The following is a 20,141-nucleotide window of genomic DNA, read 5'->3' as shown; positions in this document are numbered from 1 at the left end:
CGATCCGGGTGCCGGCGCGAACGCCGACACCCGAACCGACGGTTCAGTCGAGGCTGATGCCGTTCTGCAGGTCCTTGCCGCCGATTTCGACGGGCGGACCGAAGTCGCCGGCGGTTTCGGTGCTCACCGAGCCCAGTTCGACGATGTCATTGGTTTCGCGGTTCATGTCGCTACCTCCAAAAATGCCGCGGGATTGCGGCGGCATGATCTTACGCCCTTGTAAAAAATAGAATTTATGTGCTTTCCCGATCCGAAGAATATCATTCGATTGTTTGCGACCGGGGCCGGAGCTCGGCGGCGACCCGTCCGGCCCGAGCTACGCGTCTGCGGTGAAAAGCCGCGCTTTTCCTGCGAAGATCGGCCCAGCGTTCCCGCAGAAAGGCCGTCTCCATCGAGGCGAGTTCCTCACTGGCGACGGGGTCGGTGCGCGCCTCGGCTGCGCGGAAAAACTCGCTTCGCTCGATCATATTGGCGATTGCGAAGCGAATCTCGCGATTGCCATTGAGGAGAGCGATGGCTCGGTACAGTCGCGCGACTCGCGCCGAATAGTCCTCGACTTCCATCGTCGGAAGCAATGGTGCGCTCTCCGACTGTTGCAGTGCCGGATCGCGAAGTGCGAGCCCGAGTAGTGCGCCGGACCAAAGATAGAGATCGCAAAGATCGGACTCGGCGAAGATCGGCTGGCGAAAGCCCTCCTGGTGCCAGCTATCGACAATGCGCTCACCCGACAGGCGGTGGAGCGCCTCGCGCACGGGCGTTGGACTGGCCGCGAGCCGCTTCGCAAGGTGGAACGGGTCGAGGCGCGTGCCGGGCGGATAGGCCCCGCCGACAATCCTGGCCTTCAGGTCGAGATAGACCCGCTCCATGGTCGAGCCCGCGTTCATGCCGCGAGGTCCTGGCCACCCTCGCGTTGAGCCGTCACATAGTCTGCAAGCAACGCGTCCTGATCGGGACGAAGAGCATCGATAGCAGCCAGAGGTTCGGCCGGATATCCGCCGAACAGGACCGAGGGGCATTGTCCCTCAAAATTCCCCAGATTGGGTCGGTGCTGAGCATAGCCCGCGAGGGAAGCGAGATCGGACGGAAAATCCTTTGCCACATCGGGCGGATAGGCGAGCCACTGGTTCTCGTAGGGCTTGAGCCAGCCAAGACAGTAGCTGATGATGATCCCACGCCTGACTTCTAGAGTGCGGTTGCCGCCCGCGCCGTGCAACGTCGATCCGAGGAAGACGATCGCATCGCCCGGGTCTGCCGTGGCGACAATCGGCGTTTCCTTCGGTTCCTCGACCAGCGCCTCGACGCCATGACTTCGCGGCCAGATGATCGTCGCGCCATTGTCCTCGGTGAAGGGCGTGAGCGGCCACATCACGTTGATGAGATATTCGACCTCGCCGAGCGAGCCTTGCCACATATCTTGGTCGCGGTGCGGAAACTGGGGCAGCGCGCCGGGATGGAGCTCGATGGCCTGGCTGAGGTTGAGCTGGATCCGCTCGCACCAGTTGCCGAGCGCAAGTTCGGCGAGATCGAGGATCTCCCTGTGCATCACGAGCTCTCCCATAAGCGGCGAGCGGATGAGCAAGCGGCCGAAGCGCTTTGTGCGCTCGCCGTAAAAGCCGCCCTCGCAATATGGCGTCGCGGCGAACCGCGGTTCGAGGTCGTGCGCCACACCGCAGATCAGCGAAGCGGGTGCCGCGCCGCGCAGGATGGTATAGCCCTGCTGGAGCAGCTCACGTCCCGCGGTTGAATGGTGGGCGGGCCGTCCCGCCAAGTCCGGATGAACCAACATTTCGGCCTCCTCACGCTGCGCGCGCCGCGGAAACCGCGACCGCCTTGCTGATGATGCCCGCCGCCGCGAGCCGCGAGATGGTCGAACCGTCGATGTCGATGCGAAGCGCCACCAGCGCCTCGCCACCGTGCAGCCGCGGCGGTCCCAGCGGCTGGCAGTCCCAACCGAAGCGCTCGACCTGCCGAAACCAGGCAAGTTCGGCGACGCCGGTATAAATCCGTATTCCATTGGCGAACGCGAATTCGGCGAGACCCACCAGAAGCGAATCGCGCGCGACTCTCCGCTGCCGCGCGCCAATCCCCGGCGAAAGACAGAAGCGAGTGATTTCTAGAACGTCCGCTCCCTGCGGCACCGGTCCGTCGACGAGCTCGGGGAAAAGGCTGTCGAGAAGCGCCGGCCGCGTAGTGAGAAGCAGCCGCGCCGAGGCAAGATGTTCGCCATCGGCATCGGTCACGATAAGATAAGTCGCATCGACATCGTCGAAATGGTCGAGCTCGAAACGGCCCGCGAGCGCCGGAATATCCCATTTGAGTAGATCGATGAAGACGCGCTTTCGCGCCTCGAACATGGAGCGAAGGGCTCGATGTTCGCTCGCGCGGTTCTGGTGATCGATGATAAGCAACACGGACGCCTCCTTTCAAAGAGGCGATCCAATTGAACCGCTTTTTTCGGTCACACCATAGCATGATAGGGGGGTGTCGGCGTTTTTTTTACCGACGAGCGATGTCGACGAAGCTGATGTCGCCATCGTAAAGCGCCCGCACCGTGAGCATGATGCCGCCATTGGCGCCATAGCGTAGCCGGGCGTTGCGCAGATGCTCGCGCACGGTGTCGGGCGACAGATCGAGATGGCGTCCGATCCGCCAGATCGGATTGCCTTGGGCGGCCCGGATGAGACATTGCCGCTGCCGGTTGGTCAGACGCGGACCAATATGCATGCGGTCAGGATTGGCGATGCTGTCCGCCGCTTCGAAGGCGGCACCGCCGATCATGCGGGCAAATTGCAGCGCATCGGGTTCGGCAGCACATCCCGGCCGCCATGCAAAGGACACCGAACCATGGGCATCACCCGGAATATGGGCGGGCACCGTCAGCCCGTCGCCAATACCATGGCGCTCGGCCTCAGCGAGGATGGTTTCGTCGCCCGGGCGCGGCGCGTCGTAGCGACGCATATCATGCCAGAGAAAGCCGGCCCTGCTGCGCTGGCTCGCCCGGTGCACCGGATCCGATGGCCCAAGCCGGTTTTGATCGAACCAATAGGCCCATTCCTCCGGATAATTGTGAACGCGCACGCCTTTGTCGGGCGCGGCGAGAAAATCCAGATGGTGACTGAGCGCGAACCAGGCGCAGCCCATCAAGGCGCAGGCCTCACGAAGCAGATCGGCAAGCTCGGCTCGGGTCTTTGCACGCGCGAATTCAAGCTCGAAGGCGTGGGCGGCGTCGATCGTCGGCATTACGAACCATGGCGCGCCGACCGCCGTTTCCGACCAGCCGATCCGCGTGCCCCTCGTAAGGGCCGGCAAGCCCCGCCCTCTTACAAGGCCGGCCGCCGACGGCGTGACCGCCGCTGGTCCAGGCGATCTTGGGAGAATATGAAAATGGCGGCTAAGCTCATATATTCCTAATATATTCGAGAGATAGAACCAGATTGAGGCTAATTCCCAAAGCGGCGCGCCGCGCGGCTTCAGCTCGATCTGTTCCGAAAATCCCATGTCGGAATTCCCATCTTGCGCGCCTTGTCGGCGAGATTGTCCTGAATCCCCGTTCCGGGAAAGACAATGACGCCGACCGGCAGCGCGTCGAGCATCCGGTCGTTCCGCTTGAACGGCGCCGCCTTCCCGTGGCAATTCCAGTCGGGCCGAAAGGCCACCTGCACCACGCCGCGGCTTTCGGCCCAGCACGCCGCTGCACGTTCGGCGCCCGTCGGCGTCGCGCCGTGCAGCAGGATCATATCGGGATGTCGATTTCGCGCCCGGTCGAGACTGTCCCAGACCGCGCGGTGATCCACGTCCGCGCCGCCAGTGAAGGCGATGCGCGTGCCCTCGGGTAAAAGTGACGCCGCTTTCTGCCGAAGACGGGCGTCGAGAAAGTCGCGGCTGTCGATCAGCGCGGCCGTCAGGGCCTTTTGATTGGCACGCGAGCCTGTACGCGGCATCCAGGCCTTGCGCGTCAACGCGCGATACTGGTCGGCGGCGGCCTCGCGGAAATATTCCATCGCGTCGCGTCTCTCGATCAGCGAGATGCCTTCGCGGATCGCGCGCTCCAGCTCTACCGAGCGAATTTCGCTTCCGTCCTGCTCGCGCTGCAGTCTGCGCTGAACCTGCTCATTGTCGTCGAGCTTCCGATCGGCATGACCGCCAGCGCGCTGGAAGATATTGACGAGGTTCCAAAGGAGATCGTCGAGATCGGGCTCGATGCGGGTATCCTGCAGGCACCCGGCGAGCGCATCGAACATGTCGGCGATCGCACCGGATGCGAGCCGCGCCTCGGGCAAGGGGCGGGGATCGGGCTCATCCTCGAAGGGCCGATGTCCGAAGACCTGCATCTCCTGCAGAAGGATGTGGGTCGGCCCCGTATCGGCAGGGCATTCGTCAAAGCTGTCGTTCGCATCGGCCATCTGATGTCTCCGCTCGTTGCGCCGCGCTCTCGCGGCCTTCGCGGCGGCACGAGCGGCAGGCACCGCGGGACCGCACCCCGTCGCGGAAGCGCCGGGGCCGGAGCGCCAGCGGAGGATGGCGGCCGAAGGCTATTTTGTTCGCGATGCAAAGGGACCAAGGGTCCCGGCGGAAAATAGCCGCGCGGTTGCCATTGCGGCGCCCGCAGCGCCTGCCGCAGTCGCTCTCTCGAAGGCCGGGACGCGGCCCCTGAGCGGATGAAGCGTCGGTGCGTCGCAGCCAATGGCTGCCTGTTCCGGTCGCACGAATGTCGTCAGAATTGCTCGAAACGGTCGGTTCGACACAGCTGGGCTTTGATAGCGTTCCGAACCCGGTCATGACCAAATGTGGTCAGGTCTGCATTGAAGTCGCCAAGCTCGGAATCAAGGGGAAGCAGCTCGATATCTGCGCCGCTCGAGCGATCGGCAATCGACTTGAAGGCAAGCCGGCCAGCGTCATCGTTATCACGCGCAATGTAGAGACGCCGCAGCCCGTGCGGGAATTCGATCGCCGCGAGATGCGCTGCCGACAGGCACGCGATCATTGGCATTGCCGGCAGAACCTCGCGAACCGAGAGCAATGTTTCGAGCCCTTCGCCAAAGACCATCACCGGACCCGCCCGTCCGAACCGCACGCCATGACCGAGCAGATTGCCCATAGCGCGGCGTGGAAAGGCGACCGGTGCCTTACCGCCCGAAGGATCGAGCCAAGTGCGATGAACACCGGTGATTGCGCCGGTGTCATCGGTGACAGCCGCGATGACCGCAGGCCACACGGGTCGGCAATCCGCGGCGTCGTCTTCGGAGGCGCGGTAAAAGCAGTTCGGGTGAAATCGAAGCGCGTCGGTCCCCGCGGCTTTCAGGATGCGCCGCCCCTCGAAATAGGTTTGGCCGAGACTGCCAGCGAGAGTTTTGGACCCGGCCCAGAGGCGTTGGGCGGCTTGCGGCGTTCCAGCCGGATGCTTCCGCGGCGCGGGGTTGCGCGGAGCAGGCGGCTCCAACGGCAGGCTCAGAAAACGTCGCGCCTCGGCGATCGTTTCGCGAAAACTGGCGTGGCTGCAGCTCGCCGCGATGATGTCGAGGAGGTCGCCATGTTCACCGCTCTCGGCATCGGTCCATTTGCCGGCCGATAGGGCTCCATCGTGATGGGAGGCGAGCCGCACATAGAGACTGCGCCCACGCTCGTTGTGAATATTGCCGACCATCCAGTAATGGCCCTCGCGCCGGCCATTGCCGAGGTAGCGTTGGCATACGGCTTCAGCGTTTTCGGCAAGACGGCGAGCAATATCGGCGGTGGAACGGGACATGCGGGGCTCCTTTGCATCGCGGCCCGCGCGGCGACGTTCCCTGGAGCGCCAATCAGCGGGCCGTCCCAGCAGCCCCTGCCGGTAACGAGCATCAGATGTTCGTCGCGAGACCTGTAAATTCAAGGCCGGGGCAGAAAAAAGGGAAGTCCGGCACGAGACCGAACTTCCCGAGAGCTTATCAGTAACGCGATCTATTCGGCGGCCACGGCATCGACGGCATCACCGCCCTGATCGTCGACATCCCCCGCCTCGTCGTCATTCGCCGGGTCCAGATCACCAGTGGTGACGGGCTCCGGCGTGCGGAGCGGCTTCGCAAGCCAGCCCTTGCCTTGCAGCAGCTCCTCGGCAGCGCTCGCCATATCGGGCTTCTTCATGCCGCCGAGACGGCCCGCAACGTCCGCACCGCAGGCTTCTTCGACCGCTGCGAGGATTTGCGGTTTGGTCACCCGCCCGAGATAATTGGCGACAGTCGCCGCCCAGCCGGCCGCCACCATATCGAGGTTCGCCGCCCGCGCGAGGATATGCGAATGTTCGATGCGGTTGGCGACCGCACGCGCGGAGACCCGGCCTTCATTGTAGCGGGTGGCCGGCTCCCACACCGCGTCGATGCCGAACGACACGCAATGCGCGAAGATCGCAGCCTGCTCGTCGGCGTCGAAGGTCGCCAGCGCAGCCCAGAGGTCGCCCGAGTCATCGGGCAGCCGCACCGACCAGCTTTCATGCCGGGCATGGATCGACTTCGCCGACACCGTATCGTTGAGACCCGTCCCGTAGCCGATCAGTCGATTGGCGCGCATTGCGATACCCAGGCAGCTCCCCGACGCCGCGTAGGTGTAGAAGGTCTCGAGAACCAGCGCATGCAGGATGGCGGCGAAAGCGACCATGGGGCTCGACGCCACGGCATCGCGAAGAGCGAGCGTCCGGTGGGCCGTCAGATCCGTGACGAGGCTGTCCGACAGCGGACGAAGGAGGTCGTCTGGATCCTCCTCATCGGGGCTTTCCTCGGCCGAACCGGCATTGTCGTTCGCCGCGATCTCGCCGATCCGATCCTCGCCGCTTGCGCCCACGTCCGCCTCGGCGTCGGCATCCTCCGCCATCTCGACGGGCTCATCCTCGGGCCGAACGAAGCCGCGTTCGATATGAAGCGACCCGTCCACATCGATGCTGACGAAAGCGCCTGCGATGGCAACCTCGGCGGCATCGTAGATGAGCGGCCTCGTAACGAGCGGCGCGATCTCCTCGTCGATTGCCTGGATGCGGGCGGCGACTTCATCGGGGATGTCGTCCTCGCCGGCCCATTGGTCTTCGAGCCGGTCGGCTTCTTCCCGAAGCGCCTCGATCCGCGCCTCGTCCCCCTCGCTCGAAGCACTTTCCTCGCCCTCAAGCGGGCGGAGCCCATAAGTGTGCCCGTAAGGAAAGTCGACGGCTGCCTCGACCCACTTCCAGCCCTCAGCGGTAATCGCGGCGACCTCAGTCTCGAGCTTCTCGGTTTGCAGCCGATCGAGTAGCGCGACATCTTCGAGCCAGCCGCCGTCATCGGATTCGAAGAGATCGCGAAGCACATGGCCGCCCGCCGCGATATAAGCGTCGAGCGTCACGAAGCGCACCCGCTTGTCCGATGCGCGCACCTTGTCCTCGGTGAGCCGGGCGCGGATGAACCAGGGCTGCAGGTTGTGGCTCGTCTGGAGCATCTCCCAGACCTGTTCCTGCCGCGCATGATCGCTCGCGACCGAGAAGGCCATCAACTGATCGAGGGTCATGCCGTCGTCGGCATAGATGTCGTGCAGCTTAGGCGACACCTCCGCGAGCTTGAGGCGCTGCTTCACGACTGCCGGGGTGACCATGAAGGTCGCCGCGACCGTCTCGATGTCGCTGCCCTGCTCGACGAGCTTCTGCATTGCACGGAACTGGTCGAGCGGGTGCAACGGCTCGCGATGTACATTCTCGGCCAGCGAATCTTCCTCAGCCGACACCGCCTCATCATCGCGGACGATGCAGGGGACCGGTTCGGTTTTGGCCATGCGACGTTGCTTGACGAGTCGCTGCAGGGCGCGGTAGCGGCGACCGCCCGCCGGCACCTCAAACTTGCCGGTATCTTGGTCCTCGCCGTCGCGCTGGGCGCGCACGGTCAGGCTCGTGAGAAGGCCGCGTCGTTCTATATCGGCCGCGAGGCTGTCGATTGACACCCCAGCCTTCACGCGGCGGACATTGGCCTGGCTCAGCACGAGCGCGTTGAACGGGATGTCTCGCGCGCCGCTGAGCGTGATTTTTGCATGTTTCGTCATGACTTGTCTCCATGACGGGCCGCCGCAAGACTCTCTCCCGGCTTTCAACCCGCCATGGCTCCGGCGCAGCCCTCTTCCTCTAGGGAAGCGGACCACGCCGGACGGAGACTCGATGCCGGATCAGCGCACCGACGCGAGCAGTTTTGCCCCCTTTCCTTCAAGCTCCAGGCGCGCGTCCTGATGCGGCCGATCGCGTGCCACTGCATTGATGCCTTGCACGAAGTCGAAGATCGACGTTGGCGGATGGCCTTCTTCCTGGAGGACGGTGGCGATGATCTTGTCAGTCTCGCCTTTCGAGAAGCCACGCTTGCGTAAGAAGCCCTGCCGTTCGTCGTTATCGCGCGCCACGATCGCAGCCCGCGCCGTCTTGATGCCGTTTAGGAACGCGCCGGGCGACGAGGACGCGAACCGAGCCAGTGCGGGCGCCGCCTCTTGCGCGAATCGTCCGGCGGCAAATTTGCTGTGACGAAAGCTGATTTCCTCAAAGCCTTCCGCGCCCCAGATATTCCGGTTCATGCAGACGGCGCGCAAATAGAAGGTCGCCATGCCGAGGGTCTTCGACCCAACTTCACTGTTCCAGCAATAAAATCCCCGGAAAAAGAGGTCGGGATCGCCATTGGGGAGGCGCCCGGCTTCGATCGGATTTGCATCGTCGACGAGAAAGAGAAACACGTCGCGGTCACTCGCGTAGAGCGTCGTCGTGTCCTTTGTGACTTCGATGAACGGATTGTGCCGCATCGTCGACCAGTCGAGCATGCCCGGCACTTTCCAGCGCGTGTCGCCCATTCCGTTGCCCGCGATCTTCATGACAGCCGACACCAGCTCATGGTCCCAGATGCGCCCGTAGTCGGGACCGGTGACGGCACGCAGTTCGGTGCGGCCGTCACCTGTCTCAAGGGTTTTCACCAGCTCGCCCCGATGCGCGAGCAGCCCGTGCTGCATGTTGATCCCCGCCAGGGCCGCAGGCAGCTGGCGCAAATAGCCCGAAGGTGCGCCCACAAGGCTGCAGAGCTGGCCAAAGGACCAATGGGTCGGCGCCACGGGCCCGTCGCGGTCGGGGAGCAAGAGGGAGAGCCGCTCCGGATTATCGCTGGCGGCCTCGACACGGATCGCGCGGGTCTGGACCGTCCGGGCAGTTGCGGCCTCTGCGCGCGCGCGGACAGCGTCAAACAGGTCGTTCAAAGAAAGATAGCGCTCGTCCTCAGGGCGCGAGAACCATTCGGATGAAACCCGGCCGATGCGCTGACCGCGCGAGATATCGACGCTATAGCCCGGCGCGTGATCGGCGGGGACCGTCTGGATTGGGTGGGTCATGATATGTCTCCGCGACGAGCGCCTGGAGCCTCTCTCCAGGCCTCTGCCCGTCACGGGTTTCCCGGTTTCTCTCTCACTCTTTCGGCCTGCGGGGTGCCGTATCCTCGCGAGGCGTAAGCCGTGCGTGACGGGTCAGCTTTCCGAAGGCTGCCGCGCTTATCCGTATTTACGATGTCATTGGAGACATCGCTGTGAGTCCTGCCCATGTCACATAGGAGGCGCTGAGCGCGCGCCATTAAGGACTTTGTTCGTTACAGAAAAATGGAGCGGGCGATGGGTTTCGAATCTCGAGCCCACCTTGGTAGGACTTCAAGGTCGCCGCTACGGCGTTTTGATTCGCGCGCTACTCCACAGTCGCAGAAACTTCCCCACGCTGCGCCAGCGCAGCCAAGTTCAAATGAGGTAGGAAATGAGGGAGGAGGCCGAGCGCGAGGCCTGATTTCCGCTTATTTAACAGCAACTTAGATATAAAATCTGGATGCCCCGTGAGGATTCGAACCTCAATAGACGGAATCAGAATCCGTAGTCTTACCATTAGACGACGGGGCAGTGAGGCGCGCGCAATATGATTGCGGGGCCCACCTGTCAAGGCCGGAGCGGCGGGGTGCACAAGTCCGCTTGCCCTCACGCAATTCGCCGCTAGCATCGCGCCATAACAAAAGAGGGGCCGCGCGCCCGCGCGGAGGCCCGAAGGAGTGGGTTGATGCGTCATGTCGCGATCGTCGGGTCGGGTCCGGCGGGCTATTACACCGCCGAAACATTACAGAAAGCGGACGATATCGCGGTCGATGTCATCGACCGGCTGCCCGTTCCCTATGGCCTGATCCGCACCGGCGTCGCGCCCGATCATCAGTCGATCAAGGCGGTATCGCGCCGCTACGAGGGCACCGCGCTCACCGACAATGTCCGCTTCGTGGGCCATGTGTCGGTCGGCAGCGACGTGACGATCGACGAGCTTGTCGGGCTGTACGACGCGGTGGTGCTCGCGACCGGTGCACCGAACGACCGGCCGCTCGACATTCCGGGCGCCGGCCTTGCCGGAGTGATCGGCAGTGCCGCCTTCGTCGGCTGGTACAATGGCCATCCCGATTTCGCCGGTCTCGATCCGCCGCTCGACGCACCCGGCATCGCGGTGATCGGCAACGGCAATGTCGCGCTGGACGTGGCGCGCATTCTCGCCAAGACGCCGGGCGAATTCGGCGGAAGCGACATCGTCGCGCACGCTCGCGATGCATTGGCGAAAAGCGCGGTGCGCGAGATCCACATCCTCGGCCGCCGCGGCCCGCACCAGATCGCGATGACGCCGAAGGAGCTCGGCGAACTCGGCCATCTCGAACGCGCGAGCCCGCGCGTCGACCCTGCCGACCTGCCGCCCGAGGGCGATGACGCCATGCTCGAACCCGGGATGCGCAAGTCGGTCACGCATCTCCGCCAGTTCGCCGCCAATCCCGTGGCCAAGCCGGTGACGATCGATTTCGATTTCTTCGCGATGCCCGTCGCGATCGAGGGAGAGGGCAAGGTGCAGCGCGTGATCGTCGAGCGCACCACGCTCGACGAGGACCTGCGCAGCCACGGCACGAGTGAAACCTATGCGGTCGAGGCGGGTCTCGTGATCAGTTGCATCGGCTACCAGACCCCGCCGATCCCCGGCGTGCCGTACGAACATGGCCGCGGCCGCTTCGCGAGCGACGAGGGGCGCATCCTGCCCGGCCTCTATGCGGTCGGCTGGGCCCGGCGCGGTCCGTCGGGGACGATCGGCACCAACAAGCCCGACGGCGCACGGATCGGCGAGATGGTGCTCGAGGATATCGGTCGCGGGGCCGGCAAGGCGGGCCGTCCCGGGCTCGACGCCTTGCTCGCGGGCCGGGGCATCAGCCCCGTCACCTTCCGCGACTGGCGCCGGATCGAGGAGGCCGAGGTCGCCGCCGCGCTTGACGGCAATCCGCGCGAGAAATTCACCAGCATCGAGGCGATGCTCCAAGCCATCGGACGGTGAAGGAGCGCGTTCGCACGATCCTGCGCTGGCTGCTCGTGCTCGCTTATGGCTATGCGGGCTGGCGCCATCTCGCGACGCCCGCGCCCTTCCTCGCGATCACCCCGCCGTGGGTACCCGCGCCCGTCTTCGTCGTCGCCGCGACCGGCGTCGCCGAAATCGCGGGCGCAATCGGGCTGATGATCCCAAGGGTGCGCAAGGCCGCCGGTTGGGGCCTCGCGCTCTATGCGCTCTGCGTCTGGCCCGCCAATTTCCACCACGCGTTCGCGAACGTCGCCATCGATGGCGAGACGCTCGGCTGGCGGTATCACGCCCCGCGCCTCGCCGCACAGCCACTGATCATCTGGTGGGCGCTGTGGGCGAGCGGCGCGACCGACTGGCCGTTTCGCCGCCGCCCGTGAGCCTTATTTCGCGACCGGCGTCTCGATCGGCGGCTGGCCTTTCTGGCTCGCCGCATAGGTCTCGACCGCCTTGAGCACGCGCAGCATGTTGCCGCTCGAAATCTTCTCGAGTTCGGCCTGCGTATAGCCGCGCCGCGCGAGTTCGGCGAACAGCCGCGGATAGCCTGTGACATCCTCCAGCCCGACCGGGGTCGCGTCCATCCCGTCATAGTCGCCGCCGATCCCGATATGATCGACGCCGATCGTCTTCTTGAGATGGTCGATATGGTCCGCCGCGATCCCGATCGGCACCTGCGGTGCCGGGTTCGCCGCATCCCACGCCTTCAGCGCCGGGGCGACAGCATCGGGATTGCCGACGTACAGCGCGTCGAGCCGCGCCTTTTCCGCGGTCCGCGACAGGCCGTGCGCGCGCAGCTTGGGATCGAGGAACGCCGCATAGAGCACGACCATCACGACGCCGCCGTTCGCCTTGACCGCGGGCAGCACGCTGTCGGGCACGTTGCGCGGATGGTCGTTGACCGCGCGCACCCCCGAGTGGCTGAACATCACCGGCGCCTTCGACACCTCCAGCGCGTCCTTCATCGTCGCTTCGCTGACGTGGCTCAGATCGACGATCATGCCGAGGCGGTTCATTTCGCGAACGACCTGCTTGCCGAAATCGGTGAGACCGTCATGCTGCGGCGCGTCGGTCGCGCTGTCGGCCCACGGCGTCGTTTTGCCATGGGTCAGCGTCATGTAGCGCACGCCCATGCCATAAAGCTCGCGCAGCACGGCGAGCGACGAGCCGATCGACTGACCGCCTTCGGCGCCGAGCATCCCGGCGACCTTGCCCGCCTTCATCTGCTGTTCGAGTTCGGTCGAGGTAGACGCGAAGCCGAGGTCGTTCGGGTAGCGCGCGATCAGCCGCTTCGCGACGTCGATCTGCTCGATCGTCTGCTGCACCGCCTGCTGCTCGTTCGTGTTGCTGGGCACATAGACCGACCAGAACTGCGCCCCGACATGCCCCTTGCGCAGGCGCTGGATGTCGGTGTGCATCACCGTTCCGTCGGGCTTGGGCCTGGTGGTGTCGCGAAAGTCGAAACCGTTGATCACATTGCCGACGCTACCCCGCAGCTCCCACGGCACGTCGTTATGCCCGTCGAACACCGGCGCCTTCCTTAGCGCAGCTTCGGCGACCGCTTCGGGCGACTTCTGCGCCGTGGCGGGGGTGGAGACGAGGGCGAGAGCGGCAAGGCCGGCGAGCAGGGTGGGCTTGTTCATGGCGCGCGACCTTAAGTGCTTGTTGCCGCAGTGCAAGCCCGACTTGACGTGCGCGTCAACGCCGCGCAGCATCGCGCCATGACAGCCTTCGACGACTGGCGCGCACGATCGCCCTATTATGACGAAACCCACGAAGCGCTGGCGCAAAGCGTCCGCCGCTTCGTCGCGCGCGAGATCGCACCCCACATCGACCGCTGGGAGGCCGAGGGCGAGCTGCCGCGCGAGCTTCACAGGAAAGCCGCCGACGCGGGGATTCTCGGGCTGCGCTATCCCGAGCAATATGGCGGGCACAGCGAAGGCTTCGACAATTTCCATGGCCTCGTCCTGACCGAAGAACTCGCCGCGGTCGGCGCGGGCGGGCTCGGTGCGTCGCTGATGACGCATGGCATCGGTCTCCCCCCGATTCTCGCGCTGGGGTCCGACGAGCTGAAACAACGCGTCGCCCCGCCGGTGCTCGCGGGCGAAAAGATCATCGCGCTCGGCATCACCGAAGCCGGCGGCGGCAGCGACGTCGCGAATCTCAGGACGACCGCGGTCAGGGACGGCGGCGACTATATCGTCAACGGCGGCAAGATGTTCATCACATCAGGCATGCGTGCCGACCGGCTGACCTGCGCGGTGCGCACCGGCGGGCCGGGCGCCGCGGGCATTTCGCTGCTGCTGATCGACATGGACGCACCCGGGGTCGAGCGTACGCGGCTCGACAAGATGGGCTGGCGCTGCAGCGACACCGCCGCGATCCATTTCGGCGATGTCCGCGTCCCTGCGGAAAATCTGATCGGCCCCGAAAACGGCGGCTTCATCGGCATCATGCGCAACTTCAACAGCGAGCGGCTCGGCATGGCGATGGGCTGCTGCGCCTATGCCCGCGTCGCGCTGGCCGAAGCCGCCGAATGGGCGCAGCAGCGCGAGACCTTCGGCAAGCCGCTCGTCGGCCACCAGTCGATCCGCATCAAGCTCGCCGACATGGAACGCCAGATCGAGGCGACGCAGGCGTGGGTCGACCTCTGCGCCTGGCAGGTGAAAACCGGCAAGGACCGCCCCGCCGACTTCGCGATGCTGAAGGTGCAGGCGACGCGGATGCTGGAGGCCGTCGCGCGCGAGGCCGCGCAGGTACTCGGCGGTGCGTCGTACATCACCGGCAGCAAGGTCGAACGCATCTACCGCGAGGTGCGCGTCAATGCGATCGGCGGCGGCAGCGAGGAAATCATGCTCGACCTTGCGGGGCGGCAGTTGTTCGGGGGGAAGCGCTAACCCTCTTCGCGCTGCCTGTCGGCCAGCGCGCGCGATTCGGCTTTCAGCGGCCGCGACACCGGGCACACTTCCTGCACATAGCCGTTGAGTACATTGGTCAGCGCGTCGGGCAGCAGGCGATAGAAGACGAACTGGCCGCGCTTCTCGCTGGTGATCAGCCCGGCATTTTCCAGTACCGACAAATGCTGCGACACCGCCGGCTTGCTCATCTCGAACCGCGCGGCGATGTCGCCCGCGCTCAGCTCGGCATGCGCCAGATAGGCGAGAATCTTGCGCCGCGGCGTCGACGCCAATGCCTGAAAAACCCGTTCCATGAGTCCCGAAATGGGGATCGACGGCGGTCTTGACAAGCAATAATTTATTTAAGTAATTACTTATATTCTTTTCAAAAGAGGAGTCGGGCGATGCGCAGCGAACTGGATCCCCATGCCGTCAATTTCCTGATTGACGAAGAAGGCCCCGATCCTCGCAAAGGCCGTGTGCGGACCGATGTGCCGGGCATAATCTGGAACGGCGGCATGGCAGCCATTGCGCTCGGCGCGGCCCCTTTCTTCCTCACCCCCTCGGCGCTCCTGCTCTTTTTCGTGACGACCGGCGCGGCGCTGCTCCTCGGCCACAGCGTCGGCTACCACCGCATGATGATCCACGGCAGCTTTGCCGCGCCGCGCTGGCTCACGCGCACGCTGGTCTGGTTTGGCGCCTTTGTCGGCATGGCCGGTCCCTATGGCATCATCCGCGCGCACGACACGCGCGACTGGGCACAGCGGCAGGCCGACTGCCATCCCTTCCTCGCGCACAAGACGCATATCCTGCGCGATGCCTGGTGGCAGATCTATTGCCGGCTCGACCTCGACCGGCCGCCGCGTTTCGACTTCGCCGAACTCGACCGCGACCCCTTCTATCGCTGGCTGGAGGCGACATGGCGCTGGCAACAACTGCCCGTCGCGCTTGTCTTCTTCGCGATCGGCGGCTGGGGCTGGGTCGTGTGGGGCGTCGCGGCGCGCGTTGCAGTGGCGAACCACGGGCACTGGCTTGTCGGCCACCTCGCGCACAATCGCGGGCCGCAGCACTGGACCGTCGACGCGCACGGCGTCCAGGCGTTCGACGTCCCGTGGGCGGCGATCCCGACGATGGGCGAGGCCTGGCACAACAATCACCACGCCTATCCGGGTTCGGCGCGCATCGGCCTCCATCCCGGGCAGAGCGACTGGGGCTATACCTTCATTCGCCTGTGCGAGCGCCTCGGGCTGGTGTGGAACGTCCGCACTCCCGATACGATGGGCATGCGCCCGGGACTCTCCGAGGTCCCTCGACACGGGGCAGGCTTCGCGCCACAGTCGCCGCATGGACACGCCATCACATAGCTGGCCCGCTGAGGCCGACACGCTCCTTCCCGACCTCGTCGACCTTCGCCGCGCGATTCATCGCGAGCCCGAACTGGGACTGCAGAACCCGAAGACGCTCGCGAAGATCAAGGATGCGCTCGCCGGGCTGCCACTCGAATTTCGCGAGGGACCGTCGACCACGGGCCTCATCGCAATCCTGCGCGGCCCTGCGAACGGTCGCACCGTGCTGCTGCGCGGCGACATGGACGCGCTGCCTTTGCTCGAAGAGACCGGACTCGATTTCACGTCCGAGATCGCCGGCGCGATGCATGCGTGCGGGCACGATACGCATGTCGCGATGCTCGTCGGCGCGGCGAAGCTGCTGTGCGCCGCGCGCGACCGGCTGCCCGGCACCGTGATGTTCATGTTCCAGCCGGGTGAGGAAGGCCATCACGGCGCGCGCTTCATGCTGGGTGACGGGCTGATCGACCCGCTGCCCGACGCCGCCTTCGCGCTCCACATCATGCCCAACGCGCCGCACGGCATCTTTGCCGGCCGCGCCGGCCCGCTGCTCGCCTCGTCCGACGTGCTGTCGATAACGGTCAAGGGCGCAGGCGGCCATGCCTCGATGCCGCAGGACGCGATCGATCCGATCCCGGTCGCCTGTGCGATCGTCACCGCGATCCAGACGATGGTGACGCGCCGCATCTCGGTCTTCGACCCCGCGGTCGTCACCATCGCCAAGATCGCAGCGGGAACGACGAACAATATCATCCCCGAAAGTGCCGAAATGCTCGGCACGATCCGCACGCTCTCGCCCGAACGCCGCGCGATGGCCGCCCGCGAGTTGAAGCGTCTCGCCCCCGCGATCGCCGAGGCGCACGGCTGCACCGCCGAAGTGCGGATCGAGGAAGGCTTTCCCGTCACCATCTGCGACAGCCGCGCGGTGAGTTTCGGCCAGTCGGTCGTCGAGGAAACGTTCGGCGAAGAGGCCTGGCTGACGATGGACAACCCGGTGATGGGCGCCGAGGATTTCTCCTACGTCCTTGAAAAGGTCCCCGGCGCGATGTTCTGGCTCGGCGCGAGCGAGGCGGGCAGCGACTGGCGCCAGTGCTGCGGACTGCATTCGAACCATATGGTGCTCGACGAGAGCGTGATGGCGCGCGGCGCCGCGCTGCACGCGGCGCTCGCCGAACGCTTCCTCAATGAAGGATTCAACGCATGATCAATATCGTCGGCGCGATCCTCTCGGGTCTGATCATCGGCGCGCTCGCGCGCTTCTTCTACCCCGGCGCGGTCGAGATGGGATGGATCGCGACGATCCTGCTCGGCATCGGCGGCTCGCTGCTTGCGGGCCTCGCCACCAGCCGCGGTCGCGGCGACTTCCACCGCGCCGGTTGTCTCGCCTCGGTGATCGGCGCGATCGTGCTGATTCTCGTCGGACGGCTGCTCGGCGTCGGCGGCTAGTTGCCCGAGGCGGCGAGCCAGTCGTTCAGCCGGGGCAGCGCCGGATCGGGCGTGCAGCCGCCGGCCCGCCGCAGCACGCACGACGGCGCATCGGTTCGTCCCTTGGGCGCGCAGGCTTCGAGGCGATAGGCGGGCGTCAGTTCGCGCGCATGAGCCGGACCGGCCACGATGACGTCGAACGCCCCGGCGTGGCGCATCGCCTCCTCGCGCGTTTCGATCCGATAGATCGGCGTATCGCGGCGATAGAGCGCATAGCTGCCCGCGACCGTGGCGCGAGGGCGATAGAGCGCGAGCCCGCAGGTCTTCGCCGGCCGGCCCGCGCGTTCGAGCGCTTCGGCGAGCCCCGCCTCCATCGTCCAGTTGGGCGCGAAATTGCCCGCCGCCAGGGCAATCGAGCTGCCCGCCCAGACCGTCATCGCGCCCGCGGTTGCGAGCGCCAGCCGGCGGCGCGGCACGCGGCGGAGCAGGTCGGCGCTGCCGATCGCGGCGAGGATGACGAGCAGCGTCGCGCTCACCAATATGAAGCGATATTCCTTGTGCCCGATCAGCGAGTGGAACGCGAGGTGCACGATCGTCATCCAGAAGAGCACGGGGTAACGCTTCGCCCCGAGCCAGGCGAGCAGCAGGAGCGGCACCAGCGCGACGTGCCAATAGAGGCCGAACAGGGCGAGATAGCCCGTGACCGGCGACAGGCCATAGGCTGCGGCGCGATTCTCGACGATGTTGATACGCACCGATTCGACCGCCCAGCGGAAGGGCACCGCGCCCATAGCGAGGTTCGCGGCGGCATCGATCGCCAGCGCGGCGACCCCGCCCGCGACGAGCGGCAGCCAGGCGCCGCGCCAGTCGCGCTTCGCGGTGAAGAGCGCGAGCACCAGCAGCGCGGGCGCATAGTGGATGCGCGCAACGAAGCTCAGCCCCATCAGCAGTCCCGCGAGCGCGAATTGCCGCGGCCCCGGCGCCTCGCGCCGCGCGACGAGCAGCCAGACAGCGCCCATCAGCGGCGCGAGCGCGATCGGTTCGGACAGCGCGCGCGGCGCAAAGAAAATCAGCTCGAACCAGATCGCCGCGACGAAGCCCGCCATCGCCCCGTGCAGGCGCGACAGTTTCAGCCCGAGAGCGGTCGCCGTTGCCACGACGACGAGCGACAGCGCGGCGAGCGTCAACCGCACCAGCGTCAGATGAAAGCCCGTCTCGGGCGACAGCGCGTGCCCCGCCCCCATCGGCAGCGCGAGCAGCTCGGGGATCAGCCAGCTGCGAATGCCCGCGCGATAGTCCCAGGTCTGCACCCACGGCCCCTCGACCAGATGCCAGGCCGGCTCCAGATATTGCCAGATCTCGTCGAACCAGCCGACCATGAAGGGCAGCGACGCCACCGCGCGCAGCAGCGCGGCGAGGAGGAGAGCGCCCTGGAAAATCTGGCGCTCGCCGATCCGCTCCGCCCGCACGATCATTCGATCATCGCCTCGACCGTCTCGTGCGGATAGAGGACGAACTCGCGATAGAGCCGGTAATGCGCCGTTTCCTCCAGCGTCGTCGGCTGGATCGCGAACGGATCGATCGCCCACAGATCGGCCTCGGGAAGCGCCATCAGGATCGGCGAATGGGTCGCCATGATCACCTGGCAATTCGCGTCGCGCTGCATCCGGCGCAGGATTTTCAGAAATTCGAACTGCTTTTGCGGCGACAGCGCCGCCTCGGGCTCGTCGAAAATGAAAAGACCCTGCTGGCGTAGCCGTTCCTCGAAGAAGTCGAGGAAACCCTCGCCGTGCGAGGCCGACAGGAAATCGGCATGCGGCGATCCGGCCTCGTCGAGATAGCGCGCAACCGAAAAGAAGGTTTCGGCGCGAAAGAACCAGCCGCGCCCGACTTGCGGCAGCCATGCGCTTTTCAGCGTCCGGCCGAGCGCGCCGCCATCGATGCCCGAGGCGTGGCCGTTGCCGACCGCCGCCATGCCCTGCGCGCCGCCGCCCTCGTTGAAGCCCGCCATCGTCGCGATCGCCTCGAGCAAGGTCGATTTGCCCGATCCATTCTCGCCGACGATGATCGTCACCGCGCGCTCGAAACCGATGTCGAGGCCATCGCGGGCGAAGGGAATCGTAAAGGGATAGGAATCGGGATCGACCCAGTCAGGCCAGTCGACCGCGCCGTCCTCGGCCTCCGGAAGCCAGATGCGCTTGAGAAAGGGCGGAGGAAGACGGGTATCGTGCGGCCGCCGCGCCATTTACGGCACCAGCACCGTATCGACCGCATCGGGCAGCATGTCCGGATAATCGAGCGTATAGTGCAGCCCGCGGCTTTCCTTGCGGTGGAGCGCGCTCTTCACGATCAGCTCGGCAGACTGGAGCAGGTTGCGAAGTTCGATCAGATCGGTCGTCACGCGGAAATGGCCGTAATAGTCGCCGACCTCGTCGGTCAGCATCTTGATCCGGTGCGCCGCGCGTTCAAGCCTTTTGGTCGTCCGAACGATACCGACATAATTCCACATGAAGCGGCGGATCTCGGTCCAGTTCTGTTTGATCACCACCTCCTCGTCGGAGTCGGTCACGCGGCTTTCATCCCACGGGCGGATCGCGGGCGGGGTGTCGAGTTCGTCCCAGCGCGCGATGATATGCTTCGCCGCCGCCTCGCCGAAGACAAAACATTCGAGCAGGCTGTTCGACGCCAGACGGTTCGCGCCGTGCAGTCCGCTCTCGGTACATTCTCCCGCCGCATAGAGGCCGGGCAGGTCGGTGCGCCCGTCGAGGTCGATCAGGACGCCGCCGCACGTATAATGCTGCGCGGGCACCACCGGGATCGGCTGCTTCGTCATGTCAATGCCGAGCGTCAGCAGTTTCTCATAGATGTTCGGGAAATGCCCCGCGACGAAATCGGGGTCCTTGTCGCTGATGTCGAGGTGGACATAGTCGAGGCCGAAACGCTTGATCTGATCGTCGTTCGCGCGCGCGACGATATCGCGCGGCGCCAGTTCGGCGCGCGCGTCATAATCGGGCATATAGCGGTGCCCGGTGACGGGATGCTTCAAAATCCCGCCCTCGCCGCGCACCGCCTCGGTGATCAGGAAATTCTTGACGTCGAGATTGTAGAGGCATGTCG

20 protein-coding genes and 1 tRNA gene are annotated in these 20,141 nt (G+C 65.4%); 6 read left to right on the top strand and 15 right to left on the bottom strand.

Annotated features, from left to right (window positions below; genetic code table 11):
- Window positions 1–43 precede the first annotated feature (43 nt).
- From JHC57_RS09745 to JHC57_RS09700, 10 genes are all read right to left on the bottom strand, one after another.
- Window positions 44–166, bottom strand: coding sequence for a benenodin family lasso peptide (locus JHC57_RS09745; protein ID WP_146130861.1), 123 nt, complete (start codon window positions 164–166; stop codon window positions 44–46).
- Between the two features lie 94 nt (window positions 167–260).
- Window positions 261–884, bottom strand: a complete 624-nt coding sequence (locus JHC57_RS09740) for a GntR family transcriptional regulator (RefSeq protein WP_294029804.1) — start codon at window positions 882–884, stop codon at window positions 261–263.
- Window positions 881–1,786: a phytanoyl-CoA dioxygenase family protein gene (locus JHC57_RS09735; protein ID WP_294029803.1), complete on the bottom strand. Its 906-nt coding sequence runs from the start codon at window positions 1,784–1,786 to the stop codon at window positions 881–883. The genes JHC57_RS09740 and JHC57_RS09735 overlap by 4 nt, the downstream gene beginning before the upstream one ends.
- A gap of 10 nt (window positions 1,787–1,796) precedes the next feature.
- Entirely contained in the window at window positions 1,797–2,411 is a 615-nt protein-coding gene (locus tag JHC57_RS09730) for an acyl-homoserine-lactone synthase (RefSeq protein ID WP_294029802.1), read from the bottom strand.
- An 85-nt stretch (window positions 2,412–2,496) separates the two neighbouring features.
- Window positions 2,497–3,240, bottom strand: coding sequence for an autoinducer binding domain-containing protein (locus JHC57_RS09725; RefSeq protein WP_294029801.1), 744 nt, complete (start codon window positions 3,238–3,240; stop codon window positions 2,497–2,499).
- A gap of 230 nt (window positions 3,241–3,470) precedes the next feature.
- Window positions 3,471–4,403 carry a DUF2493 domain-containing protein gene (locus JHC57_RS09720; RefSeq protein WP_294029800.1) on the bottom strand — a complete coding sequence of 311 codons (933 nt, stop codon included), beginning with the start codon at window positions 4,401–4,403 and terminating at the stop codon, window positions 3,471–3,473.
- Between the two features lie 311 nt (window positions 4,404–4,714).
- Window positions 4,715–5,746 (bottom strand): toprim domain-containing protein, encoded by a 1,032-nt coding sequence (locus tag JHC57_RS09715; RefSeq protein ID WP_294029799.1) that lies wholly within the window; start codon window positions 5,744–5,746, stop codon window positions 4,715–4,717.
- A gap of 191 nt (window positions 5,747–5,937) precedes the next feature.
- Window positions 5,938–8,031 carry a ParB/RepB/Spo0J family partition protein gene (locus tag JHC57_RS09710; protein WP_294029798.1) on the bottom strand — a complete coding sequence of 698 codons (2,094 nt, stop codon included), beginning with the start codon at window positions 8,029–8,031 and terminating at the stop codon, window positions 5,938–5,940.
- 120 nt (window positions 8,032–8,151) lie between these two features.
- Window positions 8,152–9,345 carry a DUF932 domain-containing protein gene (locus JHC57_RS09705; RefSeq protein WP_294029797.1) on the bottom strand — a complete coding sequence of 398 codons (1,194 nt, stop codon included), beginning with the start codon at window positions 9,343–9,345 and terminating at the stop codon, window positions 8,152–8,154.
- A 475-nt stretch (window positions 9,346–9,820) separates the two neighbouring features.
- Window positions 9,821–9,894 (bottom strand) — tRNA-Gln (locus tag JHC57_RS09700).
- A gap of 154 nt (window positions 9,895–10,048) precedes the next feature.
- Here JHC57_RS09700 and JHC57_RS09695 point away from each other — a divergent pair.
- Together JHC57_RS09695 and JHC57_RS09690 are read left to right on the top strand one after the other, a co-directional pair.
- Entirely contained in the window at window positions 10,049–11,341 is a 1,293-nt protein-coding gene (locus tag JHC57_RS09695; RefSeq protein WP_294029796.1) for an FAD-dependent oxidoreductase, read from the top strand.
- Complete coding sequence (locus JHC57_RS09690; protein ID WP_294029795.1) at window positions 11,338–11,739, top strand: DoxX family protein; 402 nt, start codon at window positions 11,338–11,340, stop codon at window positions 11,737–11,739. Before JHC57_RS09695 ends, JHC57_RS09690 begins: the two co-directional genes overlap by 4 nt.
- A gap of 3 nt (window positions 11,740–11,742) precedes the next feature.
- Here JHC57_RS09690 and JHC57_RS09685 read toward each other — a convergent pair whose 3' ends face one another.
- A complete protein-coding gene (locus tag JHC57_RS09685; protein WP_294029794.1) occupies window positions 11,743–12,999 on the bottom strand; it encodes a dipeptidase in 1,257 nt (418 codons plus the stop codon).
- A gap of 78 nt (window positions 13,000–13,077) precedes the next feature.
- Here JHC57_RS09685 and JHC57_RS09680 point away from each other — a divergent pair, with 78 nt between their 5' ends.
- Window positions 13,078–14,253 carry an acyl-CoA dehydrogenase family protein gene (locus JHC57_RS09680; protein WP_294029793.1) on the top strand — a complete coding sequence of 392 codons (1,176 nt, stop codon included), beginning with the start codon at window positions 13,078–13,080 and terminating at the stop codon, window positions 14,251–14,253.
- Here the strand turns inward: JHC57_RS09680 and JHC57_RS09675 are convergent.
- Window positions 14,250–14,567, bottom strand: a complete 318-nt coding sequence (locus JHC57_RS09675) for a metalloregulator ArsR/SmtB family transcription factor (protein ID WP_294029792.1) — start codon at window positions 14,565–14,567, stop codon at window positions 14,250–14,252. The two genes, JHC57_RS09680 and JHC57_RS09675, sit on opposite strands and share 4 nt — an antisense overlap.
- Before the next feature lie 90 nt (window positions 14,568–14,657).
- Between JHC57_RS09675 and JHC57_RS09670 the strand changes: the two genes are divergently transcribed.
- The 3 genes from JHC57_RS09670 to JHC57_RS09660 are packed head-to-tail and all read left to right on the top strand — an operon-like array spanning window position 14,658 to window position 17,045.
- Entirely contained in the window at window positions 14,658–15,617 is a 960-nt protein-coding gene (locus JHC57_RS09670; RefSeq protein WP_294029791.1) for an acyl-CoA desaturase, read from the top strand.
- Entirely contained in the window at window positions 15,598–16,803 is a 1,206-nt protein-coding gene (locus tag JHC57_RS09665) for a M20 family metallopeptidase (RefSeq protein WP_294029790.1), read from the top strand. The genes JHC57_RS09670 and JHC57_RS09665 overlap by 20 nt, the downstream gene beginning before the upstream one ends.
- On the top strand, window positions 16,800–17,045 hold the full coding sequence (locus tag JHC57_RS09660; RefSeq protein WP_294029789.1) for a GlsB/YeaQ/YmgE family stress response membrane protein: 246 nt from the start codon (window positions 16,800–16,802) through the stop codon (window positions 17,043–17,045). Before JHC57_RS09665 ends, JHC57_RS09660 begins: the two co-directional genes overlap by 4 nt.
- Here the strand turns inward: JHC57_RS09660 and JHC57_RS09655 are convergent.
- The 3 genes from JHC57_RS09655 to JHC57_RS09645 form a co-directional block, all read right to left on the bottom strand.
- On the bottom strand, window positions 17,042–18,499 hold the full coding sequence (locus JHC57_RS09655) for a hypothetical protein (protein ID WP_294029788.1): 1,458 nt from the start codon (window positions 18,497–18,499) through the stop codon (window positions 17,042–17,044). The genes JHC57_RS09660 and JHC57_RS09655 overlap by 4 nt on opposite strands.
- A complete protein-coding gene (locus JHC57_RS09650; protein ID WP_294029787.1) occupies window positions 18,496–19,269 on the bottom strand; it encodes an AAA family ATPase in 774 nt (257 codons plus the stop codon). The genes JHC57_RS09655 and JHC57_RS09650 overlap by 4 nt, the downstream gene beginning before the upstream one ends.
- A partial coding sequence (locus JHC57_RS09645; protein WP_294029786.1) for an FAD-binding protein occupies window positions 19,270–20,141 on the bottom strand: 872 nt, incomplete at its 5' end.

Source organism: Sphingopyxis sp., from assembly GCF_016463645.1.
Lineage (GTDB): Bacteria > Pseudomonadota > Alphaproteobacteria > Sphingomonadales > Sphingomonadaceae > Sphingopyxis.
Note: the sequence above shows the minus strand (reverse complement) of the source record. Positions and strands in the feature narration are given on the sequence as shown.